This is a genomic window from Micromonospora noduli, from assembly GCF_003264365.1.
Lineage (GTDB): Bacteria > Actinomycetota > Actinomycetes > Mycobacteriales > Micromonosporaceae > Micromonospora > Micromonospora noduli.
Window position 1 is genome coordinate 1 of the sequence record NZ_PYAK01000012.1, and the last position, 13,127, is coordinate 13,127.

Annotated in this window: 14 protein-coding genes; 9 read left to right on the forward strand and 5 right to left on the reverse strand. The window is 70.2% G+C overall.

The features are described 5' to 3' along the window. Nucleotides 1-691 precede the first annotated feature (691 nt). Nucleotides 692-946, reverse strand: coding sequence for an SCO4848 family membrane protein (locus GUI43_RS12095; RefSeq protein ID WP_112585916.1), 255 nt, complete (start codon nucleotides 944-946; stop codon nucleotides 692-694). 175 nt (nucleotides 947-1,121) lie between these two features. Between GUI43_RS12095 and GUI43_RS12100 the strand changes: the two genes are divergently transcribed. The 3 genes from GUI43_RS12100 to trpS all read left to right on the forward strand — a co-directional run bounded on the left by GUI43_RS12100 (nucleotide 1,122) and on the right by trpS (nucleotide 2,920). Further along, nucleotides 1,122-1,592: a PRC-barrel domain-containing protein gene (locus GUI43_RS12100; protein ID WP_112698824.1), complete on the forward strand. Its 471-nt coding sequence runs from the start codon at nucleotides 1,122-1,124 to the stop codon at nucleotides 1,590-1,592. Between the two features lie 4 nt (nucleotides 1,593-1,596). Then, nucleotides 1,597-1,773 carry a hypothetical protein gene (locus GUI43_RS33840; protein ID WP_170158718.1) on the forward strand — a complete coding sequence of 59 codons (177 nt, stop codon included), beginning with the start codon at nucleotides 1,597-1,599 and terminating at the stop codon, nucleotides 1,771-1,773. 88 nt (nucleotides 1,774-1,861) lie between these two features. Beyond that, nucleotides 1,862-2,920 carry a tryptophan--tRNA ligase gene (gene trpS / locus GUI43_RS12105; protein WP_112601336.1) on the forward strand — a complete coding sequence of 353 codons (1,059 nt, stop codon included), beginning with the start codon at nucleotides 1,862-1,864 and terminating at the stop codon, nucleotides 2,918-2,920. 58 nt (nucleotides 2,921-2,978) lie between these two features. Here the strand turns inward: trpS and GUI43_RS12110 are convergent, their stop codons facing one another. After that, a complete protein-coding gene (locus GUI43_RS12110; RefSeq protein WP_112601335.1) occupies nucleotides 2,979-3,704 on the reverse strand; it encodes a hypothetical protein in 726 nt (241 codons plus the stop codon). A 72-nt stretch (nucleotides 3,705-3,776) separates the two neighbouring features. Here GUI43_RS12110 and GUI43_RS12115 point away from each other — a divergent pair, with 72 nt between their 5' ends. The 5 genes from GUI43_RS12115 to GUI43_RS12135 all read left to right on the forward strand — a co-directional run bounded on the left by GUI43_RS12115 (nucleotide 3,777) and on the right by GUI43_RS12135 (nucleotide 8,022). Further along, complete coding sequence (locus GUI43_RS12115) at nucleotides 3,777-4,427, forward strand: winged helix-turn-helix transcriptional regulator (protein WP_146763139.1); 651 nt, start codon at nucleotides 3,777-3,779, stop codon at nucleotides 4,425-4,427. Between the two features lie 40 nt (nucleotides 4,428-4,467). After that, nucleotides 4,468-5,679 carry a low temperature requirement protein A gene (locus GUI43_RS12120; RefSeq protein ID WP_170158719.1) on the forward strand — a complete coding sequence of 404 codons (1,212 nt, stop codon included), beginning with the start codon at nucleotides 4,468-4,470 and terminating at the stop codon, nucleotides 5,677-5,679. A gap of 129 nt (nucleotides 5,680-5,808) precedes the next feature. Then, on the forward strand, nucleotides 5,809-6,156 hold the full coding sequence (locus GUI43_RS12125) for a YciI family protein (RefSeq protein ID WP_112585978.1): 348 nt from the start codon (nucleotides 5,809-5,811) through the stop codon (nucleotides 6,154-6,156). Nucleotides 6,157-6,158: 2 nt separating this feature from the next. Next, nucleotides 6,159-7,415, forward strand: a complete 1,257-nt coding sequence (locus tag GUI43_RS12130; RefSeq protein ID WP_112698878.1) for an RNA polymerase sigma factor — start codon at nucleotides 6,159-6,161, stop codon at nucleotides 7,413-7,415. 16 nt (nucleotides 7,416-7,431) lie between these two features. Further along, nucleotides 7,432-8,022, forward strand: a complete 591-nt coding sequence (locus GUI43_RS12135) for an HAD family hydrolase (RefSeq protein WP_112585927.1) — start codon at nucleotides 7,432-7,434, stop codon at nucleotides 8,020-8,022. 4 nt (nucleotides 8,023-8,026) lie between these two features. On the opposite strand, the gene GUI43_RS12140 is transcribed toward GUI43_RS12135, so the two are convergent. Further along, nucleotides 8,027-8,998 (reverse strand): quinone oxidoreductase family protein, encoded by a 972-nt coding sequence (locus GUI43_RS12140; RefSeq protein WP_211326680.1) that lies wholly within the window; start codon nucleotides 8,996-8,998, stop codon nucleotides 8,027-8,029. Nucleotides 8,999-9,232: 234 nt separating this feature from the next. Here GUI43_RS12140 and GUI43_RS12145 point away from each other — a divergent pair, with 234 nt between their 5' ends. Continuing rightward, nucleotides 9,233-9,931, forward strand: coding sequence for a YoaK family protein (locus GUI43_RS12145; RefSeq protein WP_112601346.1), 699 nt, complete (start codon nucleotides 9,233-9,235; stop codon nucleotides 9,929-9,931). A gap of 12 nt (nucleotides 9,932-9,943) precedes the next feature. Here GUI43_RS12145 and GUI43_RS12150 read toward each other — a convergent pair whose 3' ends face one another. Both GUI43_RS12150 and GUI43_RS12155 read right to left on the reverse strand, forming a co-directional pair. Next, the gene (locus GUI43_RS12150) at nucleotides 9,944-11,023 is read right to left on the reverse strand and encodes a WxL protein peptidoglycan domain-containing protein (protein WP_112698827.1); all 1,080 of its coding nucleotides are present in this window, start codon (nucleotides 11,021-11,023) and stop codon (nucleotides 9,944-9,946) included. A gap of 89 nt (nucleotides 11,024-11,112) precedes the next feature. Continuing rightward, on the reverse strand, nucleotides 11,113-13,086 hold the full coding sequence (locus GUI43_RS12155; protein ID WP_112698879.1) for a purple acid phosphatase family protein: 1,974 nt from the start codon (nucleotides 13,084-13,086) through the stop codon (nucleotides 11,113-11,115). Nucleotides 13,087-13,127 lie beyond the last annotated feature (41 nt).

Consider the following 13,127-nt stretch of genomic DNA (forward strand, 5'->3'; position numbering starts at 1 on the left):
AGTCCGGGGTATAAATCATAATTGGCACTGGCTTTACAAGCACCCTGTTGAGTTCTCAAAGAACAACCACACACCGACCAGAAGCCCCACCAAGTGGAACCCCAACCGGGGCTTTTCGTACCGCGTCCCCGCCGCTCTCGCGCCGGGCACTTTTACTACGTTACCTCACCGTCTTCGCCGTGTCAAACCGTGTGTCCCGGTCTGTCATGCTTCGTACGGGTCAGCGCCGGCGCACTCACGCAGCAGCGAACCGCTGCGTCAGGTCGTCGGATTCAGCAGGCCGGCCGCTGCGATCTCCCGCAGTCTCGCCCGGTTCCCTGCCGGTCGTGAACCTTACCCGGTCGGCTTCGCCGCACCAAATCCGCCTCGCGGCCGATCCGGCAAGCCCCGCCCGGACCGCGTCGCACAGGAGCGAACCCCTGCTTGACCCGGTTGCCACCCCGTTTCGGTGCTCTAGGACCTTCGTCCCGTTTGCCCCGTTCCGCGCTGGCAGAGAGAAAGTTACGCGTCTGCGGGTTTGATCGTCAAATCCATGGGTAGCGGCGCGCGTCACATTCTCGCGCCCGACCGGTTTTCCCAGGTCAGGCCCACCCGGCAGCAACCGAGCTCGGTCCGGCCCACCCGGCAGCAACGGGATCCGGCGGCCAACAGCGGGGCGCCGACCGTTCTGATCTCTAGGAGCGGGTGCCGATCAGGACGGCTGCCGCCGCCGGGCTGCGAGCCAGGCCCGGACGCCGAGAACGCCGGCGGTGGTGCCGATTGCCAGCGACGCGGCGATCAGCAGCGCGTGCACCCACAGGAAGCTGGTGGGTGCGCCGTCGGCCACCGTGCCGGACGCCCAGGACCGCGGGTCCTGCCAGATGGCCACCGCGAACCTCGGCCAGATCACCCAGGTCCAGACGCCGACCCCGACCAGGAAGAGACTCCACCCTCGCGACAGCACCATGGCAGCCGAGTATGCCAGCGCAGCTGTTCAGCGGGCGGGCGACGCGGACGCGGACGCGAACGCCCTGCCACACCTGAACAGGAGCGCCGCCGTGCGGAGCGCAGGCTGTTTCCGGCGTCAGCGGGATGGGCACTGCGAAGGGGGACAGCTGAGGACCGTCCCCTGGAGGTGCCCCATGCAACCCTCGATCTTCAACCCCTGGGCCTGGCGTGATCCATCTGCCTTGGCCGGCGGGTATACCCAGACCACCCCCTCGGTCACCCCTCCGGAGGGTCAGGAGGGTGGGCACGACGGCCCGGATGCCCCCGGCCCGGGCACCCCCGTCGACCTGGTGGGTTATCAGGTGCAGGCGAGCGATGGGCGCGTCGGCACCATCGACGAGACGAGCAACGAGGCGGACGCCGGGCACCTGGTGGTGGACACCGGGCCGTGGATCTTCGGCCAGAAGGTGTTGCTGCCGGCCGGAACGGTCGACCGGGTGGATCACCAGGAACGCGTCGTGTACGTCGACCGGACCCGCCAGCAGATCAAGGACGCGCCACCGTTCGATCCGGACTCGGCCGACCAGGAGTACCGGGAACGCGTCGGCGCCTACTACGCCGACAGCTACCTTCCCCCTCCCGGCGCCATCCCGCGGGTAATCTGAGGCCGTGGTCCGGACGGGCAACTGCGCATCCGAGGCGGTCGACCTGGTCGACGACCGCTTCCTCGCTGCCGTGCCCGAGATCCCGACCAGCTCCGGCGATGGCCGTGAGCAACTTCTGAACGTCCTCCGTGCCGGTGGTCTGCGGTTTCGCGCCGGCGCGCGATGGCGGGCGACTCGCTGAGTCGATCTCGCTGACCGAGCAGGGCTGAGCCAGCCCTGCTCGGCGCGCGCCCACGCGTGACCCACCTTCGGATACGAGAGGCACCACCATGTCCGTCGCACGAATGCTCACCGGCGACCGGCCTACCGGCCGCCTGCACCTCGGCCACTACGTCGGCAGCATCGCCAACCGGGTACGGCTGCACCGGCGCTACGAGAGCTTCTTCATCATCGCCGACCTGCACATGCTCACCACCCGCAACCGCCGGGAGGACATCGATCAGGTTTCCGGCAACGCCCGCGAGATGGTGACCGACATCCTCGCCGCCGGCGTCGACCCGGACCGGGCCACCTTCTACCTCCAATCGGCCATCCCCGAGGTCGGCGACCTCAACACTCTCCTCCAGAACCTGGTGACCGTCCCCCGGCTGGAACGCGTGCCCTCGCTCAAGGACATGGCCCGCGACGCCGGCAAGGAGGAGATGCCGTACGGGCTGCTGGGTTATCCGGTGCTCCAGGCCGCGGACATCCTCTGTGTGAAGGGGGAGGTGGTTCCGGTCGGCCGGGACAACGCCGCACACGTCGAGGTGACCAGGGAGATCGCCCGGCGGTTCAACCACCTGTACGGCCCCGTCTTCCCGGTGCCCGAGTTGATCCCGGCGGACACCCCGAGCCTGGTGGGGACCGACGGCGCCGCCAAGATGAGCAAGAGCCGGGGCAACGCGATCGCGCTCTCCGACGACGCGGCGACGGTGCGTCGCAAGGTGCTCGGCATGTACACCGACCCGAACCGGGTGCGGGCCGACGTGCCGGGCACTGTGGAGGGCAACCCGGTCTTCGCGTACCACGAGGTCTTCAATCCGGACCGCGACGAGGTGGCCGACCTGGCCCGGCGGTACCGGGCCGGGCGGGTGGGTGACGTGGAGGTCAAGGAACGACTGATCGTCGCGCTGGAGGAGTTCCTGGCGCCGATCCGGCAGCGCCGGGCCGAGATCGAAGCCGACCGGGGCCTGGTCGACCGACTGATCGTCGAGGGCACGGAGCGGACCCGCCAGGAGGTACGCCAGACGGTGCTCGAGGTACGCCGGGCGATGGGGCTGACCGGCGCGTACCAGCAGGTGCGGCGGCGGGCTGAGCGGAGCCGACGCCGGACGGACGCCTCGACCTGAAGGCCGGGGCGTCCGGTCGGCGGCGTGACGCCGGGTCCGCTGCGACACCGCCGGGGTGTCAGCGGATCCGGACGTCAGCCAGGTCCAGGGTGATCGGCGTCCAGGAGAGATCCGGAGTGCGGTCCTCCTGGCGGATGTGGATCCGGCGTCGCGTGGGCACGACCAGCCCGTCGACCTCGGTGGCTCCGCTGACGTAGTGCGCGGTCGGGGAGGAGCCGTTGACCACCGGCTGGTAGTCCATGCGCCGTAGCAGCCCGCCGTCGTCGAAGTAGTACAGCTGGGTGTCGGTGTGGGTGTGCAGGCTCTCGGGGAACGTGACGCGCAGTACGCGCCACGACTCGCCGTTCTCCTGCGTCCACGGCTCGACCTCGTGCGCCTCGACGCCCGGCCAGGTGAACAGGAACGGCTCGACGAGGTAGTGCCAGGTGGCGTAGCCACGGAAGTAGGCCGCCTGGGCGAGCGTCCACTGGCTCTCCCGGGTGTAGCCGGCGAAGCTGGCCCGGGGGTTCGCCAGCTCGTCGATCAGGCTGCCGTCCGCCGCGGTGACGGTGACCCGGTCGGTGTCGCTGTCGTACTCGGTGACCTGGCCGGTGCCCTCCTGGACGTGGCGGATCCGTTCCCGGTGCAGGTCGGCCTCGACCAGTTCGGTGCTGTCGAAGTCGGGGCGACCCTTGAACGCCCAGAACGGGCCGCTGTAGGTGAGCCGGGTGGTGAGGGTCGACGCGGTGTTCCAGCGATCGAGGCCGCCGTGCCGCTCGATCACCTTGGCGAGCAGTGCATCCATGACTTACTCCTAAGTTAGGACTAGAAGGTCCGACATTAGCACTGGTCGGTGGGCGCCGACTACGATGGCGATGTGACTCAGCGGACTTACCAGGACGCCTGCGGGGCGGCGCGCACGATGGACATCGTCGGCGAGCGCTGGGCTCTGTTGATCGTCCGAGAGCTGGTGTTCGGCCCGAAGCGTTTCGGCGATCTGCGGGCCGGCCTGCCGAAGGCCAGCCAGAACGTGCTCAGCCAGCGACTGCGGGAGCTGGAGCAGTCCGGCATCGTCCGGCGGGTGCAGCTCGGGCCGCCGGCCAGCGTGCACGCGTACGAGCTGACCGAACGCGGTCAGCAACTGGAGCCGACACTGATCGAGCTGTCCCGGTGGGGCGCCGGCCTGCCCGCGGAGCCGGACGTCGAGATGAGCACTGACGCGTTCATGCTGTTGCTCAAGGCTCTCTATCGACCACCGACCAGCGCGCCGGTGACCGCTCGACTCCAGTTGCAGGTGGGCACCGACGCCTTCGAGGTGGGGGTGTCTCCGAGTGGGATCAGCGTGGTCCGTGGCCGGTCAGGCGAGGTCGACGTCACGGTCACCGGCACGGTCAGAGCAATGCGGGGCCTGATGTTCGGCGGCACGCCGCTGCGATCGGCGGTCTCGGCGGGCGAAATCGACGTGCACGGCGACATCGCAGCGGCCCAGCGGTTCTTCCTGCTGTTCGGAGCGACGCCAGGCGAGTAGACCGGATGAACAGTCGACCCCTATGGCGCAGAATGCGAGGATGAGGAGGGTTCTCGACATTCGTCCGGTGCCGGCGGGGGTGACGCACCGGACCACGATGTTCGAGATCTTCTTCGACCTGGTCTTCGTCTTCGCGCTCACCCGGGTCATCACGTTCATGGCGGGGTCGCCGAGCGCGCTCACCCTGGCCCAGGGCTTGCTCCTCCTGCTCCTGCTGCTCTACTCCTGGGGTCCGTACACCTGGGTGGGGAACCTGGTCCGGCCCGACGTCGGCCTGGTCCGCGCGGCCACCCTGGTCGCGATGGCGGCGATCTTCGTGGCCGCGCTGGTGCTGCCGGACGCCTGGAAACAGAGCCCAGGGTTGCTCGACGCGCCGCTCACCCTCGCCCTGGCCTACGTGGTCGGCCGGGCGGTGCAGCTGGCGATCTTGTTCTGGGTGAGCGCGACGAACCCGGCACTGCGCTCGACGCTGCGCTTCTTCAGCGTGCCGGTGATCCTGGCGTGGCTCCCGCTGATCGTCGGCGCCCTGCTCGGCGGCGCGGCCCAGACGGCGCTCTGGACCGCCGCGTTGCTGGTGGACATCGGCGGCGCGCGGATCGCGTCCGCCTTCCGGCCGTGGCAACTGGGCAGCGTGGACCACTTCACCGAGCGGTTCGGCCTGGTGCTCATCATCGCGCTGGGCGAGTCGTTGATCTCGGCCGGCGAAGGGCCACGGACGATGGCACCGGTCGGTGCGGCCGTGCTGGCCGCGCTGCTCGGCCTCACCAGCACGGTCTGCCTGTGGTGGCTCTACTTCGATCGGCTGGCCCCCGCCGCGCGGAAGGCCGTCAGCACTGTGCCGGGTGAGCGACGGGCCAGCGTGGCCGGCGACGCGTACGGCATCGGGCACTCCCCGCTGATCATCGGTGCCATCTACGTCGCGCTCGGCATCGAGGAGGTGATCGCCCAGCTCACCGAGGAGTCGGCGCACCCCGACCGACTGGGCTGGGAGGCCGCCACCGCTCTGTACGGCGGCGCCGCCCTCTACCTGCTCAGCAGGTTGGTCTTCCGCCGGCTGACAGTTGGCGCGGTGTACCCGACGCAGGTCGTCGCCGCGCTGCTGCCCCTGGCCCTGCTGCCGATCGGCCGATCCCTGCCGCCACTGGTGGCGCTCACAGTGCTGACCGCTCTCCTGATCGGGGTGACCTGGTTCGAGCGACGGGTGGACCGACGCGACGAACGACCCGGGTCGGCACAGCCGGACCTGTCCTGAGCAGGGTCGCGGCTTCGGTGTGGCCCGGCCGAAAAGATCTGCCCGCGCCGTGTCGATATCCCCGGCCCGCGTTCGTCGTCATGCTGTACGGCGACCCGCCGCACCGAGAGGAGCCGAAACGTGAAGTACATGCTGCTGTTCATGAGCCCCATGGTTGACGGGGAGGTCGTCGACAACGGGTGCAGTTTCGAGGACTGGATCCGCTACGACCGGGAGATGAAGGACGCCGGGGTCTGGGTCTCCGGGCACCCCTTGCAGGACCTGACCACCTGCACCACCGTGCAGGTCGGCCCGGACGGCGAGCGCACGATCACCGACGGGCCGTTCGCCGAGACCCGCGAGCTGCTCGGCGGGTACGACGTCATCGACGTGCCGGACCTCGATGCCGCGCTGGACTGGGCGGCCCGCAGTCCCGGGGCCATCGGCACCGGATCCGTCCAGGTCCGTCCGATCTTCGAGATCGACATGCAGGAGTGACCGTGCAGGGCGAGGGGGCAACCGTCGGGTCGTCGGTGGAGGCGGTGTTCCGGGAGGAACGCGGCCGGCTGCTCGCCTCGCTCGTGCGCCGCTTCGGCGACCTCGACCTGGCCGAGGAGGTCACCTCCGAGGCCATCGAGGCGGCGCTGACGCACTGGCCGACCGACGGCGTCCCGAGTCGGCCGGGCGCCTGGCTGCTCACCACGGCTCGGCGTCGGGCCGTGGACCGGCTGCGTCGGGACCGGGTGCTGGCGACCCGGCTCGCCGTACTGCAGGCGGAGGCCGAGCGGGCCGATCACGCGCCGCCCGCCGACGCGGACCGCGACCTGCCCGACGACCGGTTGGCGCTCTTCTTCACCTGTGCGCACCCGGCGCTGGCCGCGCAGGATCGCGGCGCGCTCACCCTGCGGTTCCTGGCCGGCCTCACCACCACCGAGGTCGCGCGGGCCTTCCTGGTGCCGCCCGCCACCATGGCCCAACGACTCGTCCGCGCCAAACGGAAGATCCGCGACGCGCGCATCCCGTTCCGGGTGCCCGGCCCCGACGAGCTGCCCGGTCGTCTGCCCACTGTGCTCCAGGCCGTCTACTCGGTCTTCACCGAGGGGTACGCGGCCAGCTCCGGCCCGGATCTGCAACGGATCGACCTTGCCGAGGAGGCCATCCGGCTGGGCCGGATCCTGCGTCGGCTGCTGCCGGCCGAGCGGGAGGTCGCCGGGCTGCTCGGCCTGATGCTGCTGGTCCACGCCCGACGGGACGCGCGCATCGGGCGGGACGGCGCCATGATCCTTCTCGACGACCAGGACCGTGGACGCTGGGACCGTCAGATGATCGAGGAGGGGCAGGGCCTGGTGGTGGTCGCGCTGACCGGCCGAGGGCCCGGCCCGTACGGCGTGCAGGCCGCCATCGCCGCGCTGCACGACGAGGCCGCCGACGTGGCCAGCACCGACTGGCCGCAGGTGGTGGCCCTCTACGACGTGCTGCTCGGCCTGGTGCCCTCACCGATCGTCGCGCTGAACCGGGCCGCCGCGGTCGCCATGCGGGACGGGCCGGCGGCGGGGCTCGCGCTGCTCGACGAGTTGGCCGACGAGCCTCGGCTGCGCGGCCACCACCCCTATCCGGCGGCGCGGGCCGACCTGCTGCGCCGGCTCGGCCGGTACGACGAGGCCGCGGCCGCGTACCGCAGCGCGTTGACGCTGGTCGGCACCGAACCGGAGCGCGCGTACCTGCTCAGCCAGCTGAGAGCCGTCACGACCGAGTGAGCTGTACCCTTCCCGGGTGAGTCTGCCTCTGCCTCCCGGGCCGTTCGCCGCGTACCTGTTCGACTGCGACGGCACCATCGTCGACTCGATGCCGCTGCACTATCTGGCCTGGCAGCGGGCCCTTGAGGAGTGGGGCTGCGAGTTCCCCGAGGACCTTTTCTACGCCTGGGGTGGGCGGCCGACCGCCGACATCATCGTCGCGCTGAACGAGCAGCAGGGTCTTGCCATGCCGGTGGCGGCCGTCGTCGAGCGCCGGGAGAGCTACTACCAGGAGTTGCTACCGCAGCTCGCCGCCGTGCCCGAGGTGCTGGCGCACATCCACGACGCGCACCGGCGGGTCCCGTTCGCCGTCGTCTCCGGCAGCACCCGCGCGTCGGTCACCGCCTCCCTGGAGGCGCTCGGCCTGTTGGACCGGTTCGACGTGCTGGTCTGCGCCGACGACTACACCCGGGCCAAGCCCGACCCGGAGGCGTTCCTGCTCGCGGCGGAGCAGCTCGGCGTACCCCCGGAGTCCTGCCTGGTCTTCGAGGACACCGACCTGGGCATCCAGGCCGCGACGGCGGCCGGCATGGCTTCGGTACGCGTGCCGCAGCAGCGCACGCCCTGACGTCTCAGGCGACCGTCAGCAGGAGCTTGCCGGAGTAGGACGTCTGTAGGCGCTGGTGCGCGTCCCGCACCTTGCCCAGCGGGAACTTCTCCGCGACGTGCACCATGAACGGCCCGGCCTCGATGAGTTCGTTGAGGCGCTGCAACTGTCGAGGGTTCGATTCGCCGTCGTACGCGCGGACCATGACGCCCGGCCGCTCCTGCGGCTCCGGCCGCACCCCGTGGGGGAACGCGACAACTCCGCCGTCGGCCAGCGCCTCGGTGAGCCGGTCCAGCGTCGCGCCGCCAGCCATCGCCAGGATGGCGTTCACCCCGCCCGGCGCCGCGTCCCGGATCCGGGCCAGCACGTCGGTCATGTCGCCGTGGCCCTCGAGGGACACGTCGGCGCCGAGCCGGGTCACCAGCGCGACGCCGTCCGCCCCGGATGCCACGGCGATCACGTTCAGCCCCTGCCGCTTCGCCAACTGCACGGCCAGGTGGCCCTGACCACCGCTCGCACCGAAGATCAGCAGCCAGGCACCGGCCGACAGGCTGATCGCGTCGAGCCCGGCCAGCGCGGTCAGCGCATCGGTGGGCATGGCCCCGGCGTGTTCGGGAGGCACACCGTCGGGGACCGTCGCCGCGTACTCCGCCTTTACCGACGCGTACTCGGCGTAGAAGCCGCCCTTCGGGCGCATGGTGGCGGAGACGTAGACCAGGTCGCCCACCGCCAGGCTGGTCACCTTGCTGCCGGCCGCGATGACGGTTCCGGCACCGTCGGAGCCGGGCACGATCGGGAGCGCGGAGCCCTCCGGCACCAGCACACCCTCGCGCTCGTACGCGTCCCACACCCCGACACCGGCGCTCAGGACCTTGATCAGCACCTCGTCGTCGGCGACCTGCGGGATCGGCAGCTTCCGCAGGGTGATCACCTCCGGCCCGCCGAACTCGTCGAAGGCCGCAGCCTGCATCCGCTCTGGCACATCCCCGTCAACCATGTGGATTCCCTCTCCGTGCCGGCGTCACCGTCGCAGCATGCCGGCTCGGGAACGGGCGTGGCCCGGGGCCGAGCGTCGTTCACCCACAAGGACGAACGTCCGCGCTCGGTGGGCCTCGCCGGGCGTAGCCGGGGCGGGCTGGGGAATGTCCGCGTGCCGCGCCGGGCACGCGCGGGTGCGTTCGACGTGGAGGACCGGGCGCGTCGCGCTGGCCGCGGGACCGACGGAAGGGACATCGTGCACGCTCCGTCGACGCGGGCCGCGGCCTGGCTCCTGGTGGCACTGGCCGCAGCCTCCGGCTGCATCGACGTGATCTGTCTGACCAAGCTCAACGGCTACTTCGCCAGTGTGGTCACCGGCAACCTGGTGCACTTCGGCCACGCGATCGCCACTGCCGACACCCGCTCGCTCGCCGGGGCGGTGGTGGCGGTTGGCGGGTACGCGGTGGGCGTGGCCGGCGCCACTGTGCCGTTGCGGCACACCCCGCCGGGTTGGAACCGCCGCACCGCTGTGGTGACGTCGGTCGAGGCGGTGCTGCTGCTCGGCTTCACTGTGGGCTGGGTGGCCTGCTCAGCGCGTCCGGGATACGGCTTCGGGCTCGTGCTGCTGGCGATGGCGGCCGTGTCGAGCGGCATCCAGAGCGTGATCACGGTGGCCGCCGGTGTACGGGGCGCGTCGACCACCTACCTGACCGGCTCGCTGACCGAGTTGGTCCGGCGTCGCGTCGTCGACCCGCACCGGTTCGCCGACGTCGGTGGCGCCGGCCGGCTGGCGGGGCTGGTGGTCGGCGCCGTGCTCGGCACGTTGGTGCTGCGTACGGCCCCGACCTGGGCATCCGTGCCGGCGGCGGTGCTGGTGGTCGCCGTGATCGCGTTCGCGATCGGCCTGACCCAGCGGGCGAGAACCACCGCCGGCCGAAGCCAGCCGAGGTGACCGGAGCCGCGATCAGGAGGTCTGCGGCTCCGGGCCACGAAGCGCCTGCTCGACGGCGTCGCGGACGCGGGCGTCCTCGCGCGCCTTGCTCTGCGCCCGGTTGCGGCGTCGGTACAGGTACGCACCGACGAGCACGGCGATCAGCACGACGAGCACCAGCACCAGCGTCCAGGGCAGGGCCCAGCCGTGCGCGGTGACCTGGACCGACTTGAGCGAGGTGGTGGAGCCCGATGCGTCGGTGAGCAGGGGTGTCACTGTCGCGGTCGCGGCCAGCGAGATGGCGGGAGCCACCCCGTGCACGGGGACCGTCACGTCCCAGCTCTCACCCGGAAGCAGCTCCGGCGGCGCGGCGACATCCTCGGCCCGCACCCGCAGCAGGCCGAACGGGCCCGACACGGTCACCGCCTGCTTACCGGACAGGGCCGCGTTGCCGACGTTGTGGACCTTGTAGGTGATGGTGGCGTCACCCTTGCTGAACGGGTTGGTCGGTCCGGCGTACGTGACGTGGAGGTTCTCGATCGCGAGGTTCGGCTTCAGCTCGCCGCCCACCCGCAACTTGATCCGGATGCCGAGGCGCCGGTCGACGTTGATCCCCTCAGCCTGGTCGGCCTGGGTCAGCGTGGTGAGGATGCCACCGACGTAGTCGCCGGGCGTGGCGTTCTCCGGAACGTTGACAGTGAAGGGGACCTGGGCGGTCTTTCCGGGTTGGATGATGACGCTGCCGGCGTTCGGCTTCACCCAGGCGCCGATCGCGATGGACTTCTTGTCTCTGGTGAGCAGGTCGAGCTGGCCGGCGTCGGTGGTGAAGCCGTCGGCCGCGTACACGGAGAGGGTGAGCGCCGCCGGGCCGCGATTGGCCACGACCATGGCGTCCTCGACGGCACCACCCGGATTGACGTTGTAGCTGTAGCTGGACCGGGCCTCGCCGTAGCCGTTGGAGGCCGTCCGGACCGTCCAGGCGACGTTGCCGTCCGCCGCGAGGGCGGGACCGGCGCCGACACCGACGGCCGCGACGACTGCGAGCAGGGACAGTGCTGTCGTACGGAGGCTTGCGGCGGTCGTGGTCTTCCAGCGAGTTACGGACGGTCGCATCTCAAGTCCTTGTGGTGATCTTGGTAGTGGGTGAACCGGTGGCGGGGTAGGCCCCGAAGGTGCCTACCCCGCCGAATGGAACAGTCCGGTCAGCTGCTCAGTGCGGTGATCGTGAGGGTGGTGCGGTAGCTGCCCTTCGCGATGCTGTCCGGGATCTTCAGATCCAGGTCAGCGCCGAGCTTGGCGCCGCCACGCGGGTGACCCTGCGCGGCCGCGGCGAGCGCGCTGGAGACCGAGAGGCCCTTGCCCTGGTCGTCGAGGGACGACAGGACCGGGGCACCGGCCTCGGCGCCCACGCCGGCGTCGAGCACGTACGGGTTCCAACCGAGGTAGGAGCCGGAGAACGTCTTGTCGGCGTCCTGGAAGTCGCCGACGTTGGCCGAGATCGACCACGGGGCGAGCGACCGGCGGCTGTCCGACACGAGGATCGGGTTGATCTTGCCGTTGGCCTGGAAGTAGGTGCCGTTGCGCTCCTGCGCGGTACCCAGGTCGACCAGACCGTTGTAGCCGTCGATCGTCCAGCCGAACTCGCCCGGAGCCGGGTTCGGCACGTTGACCTGGATGGCCTGGCCGTCACCGTGGAACGGGTGCACCGTCACGTTGTCGACGATCGAGCCGACCGGCTGACCGTCCGGAGTGTTGACGCAGGACAGGCCCTTCTCGACGGCCGCGTTCGGCGCCGCGCAGGTGCCGCTGCGAACGTTCGCGAGAACCAACTTGTCGCCGCGAACCTGCACCTTGACGTAGCTGCGCACGTGCTCCTGGTTCTGCACGGAGTTGTACCAGTACTTGTTCGCGTCCAGCGGGTCCGGGCCGTTGCCACGGATGCCGGTGCCGGTGGCGTCCGGCTTCTTGATGTCGTAGTACTTCGAGCCGGAGGCCGAGTTGGCCGTCACGTAGATGACACCACCCGGGCCGGGGAACACGTCGGCAGCGCCCGGCTTCTCAGCCGGGTTCTCCTTCTGGCCGTTCTTGATGGAGTAGCTGCGCGAGTAGCTGTGGTCGTGGCCCTGCAGGACCATGTCGACGCCGAGGTTGGAGAACGCGGTGGTGAAGTCTTCCCGCCGCTGCTTGTTGTCGGTGTCGGTCGCGTGGCTGGCCGGCGAGTAGATGGAGTGGTGGTAGACCAGCACCTTCCACTTGGCCTCGGAGCCGTGCTTGTTGATGACGTCGGTGACGTACGCGACGTGCGCCGCGTCGCCGCCGGCGGAGCCGTCCGCCGGGTTGGCGTAGCTGTTGCTGTTCAGGTCGATGAACAGCACATCCTTGTGGATGAACCAGTAGTCGCCGCCGGACCGGGTCGCCTGGTCCCCGTTGTAGTACGCGGACGAGCGGTCGGTGTTCGGGGTGAAGTGGTGCTGCTCGTAGGACTTGCCGCCGACGTCGTGGTTACCGATGGTGGCGACGAGGGGGATCTGGCGCAGCTGCTCGGGGGCCAGGAACGAGGTCCACTGACCCTCGTCGTTGGCGCTCTCGACGTGGTCGCCGGCGGAGACCAGCAGCTCGGCGTTCGGGTTGGCCGCGGTGGCGACCTTCAGGGTGTCCTCCCAGCCGGCCTGGTCCTTCAGCCGGTCACCGGAGGAGCCGATCTGCGGGTCGCCGAAGAACAGGAAGTCGTAGTCGCCCTCGAAGTCCTGCGTCTTGAAGGCGTACGTCGGGGACCAGCTGCCCTCGGCGCCGACCCGGTACGAGTACACCGTCTTCTCACGCAGGTTGCTGATCGTGGCGTGCCGGTTGAAGCCGGTGGTGGAGGTGTTCGCCGCACCGACGGCGTCGAAGCTGACCGCGCCGGCCGGGAACTCGCCGTTGACGATCTCGGCGGTCGGGGCGAGCTGGATCTTCTGCGCGGTGTCGGCGGAGGAGTACCAGCTCACGATGCGCTGGGTCTCGTTGGCGCCGACGCCGAGGACCACACCGGTGATCGTGGTGGACTCGGCCGCGCTCGCGGTGGCCATCAGGCCACTGCCGAGGGCCGCGCCCATACCGAGGAACCCGGCTGCGACCCCGGCGACCAGGCGCCGCCGCACGAGCGCGGAGGCCCGTGTCGAGGTGCTCAATGTCATCGACATTGTTCCCTTTTCAAATAGAGAAATGGATTGTGCCT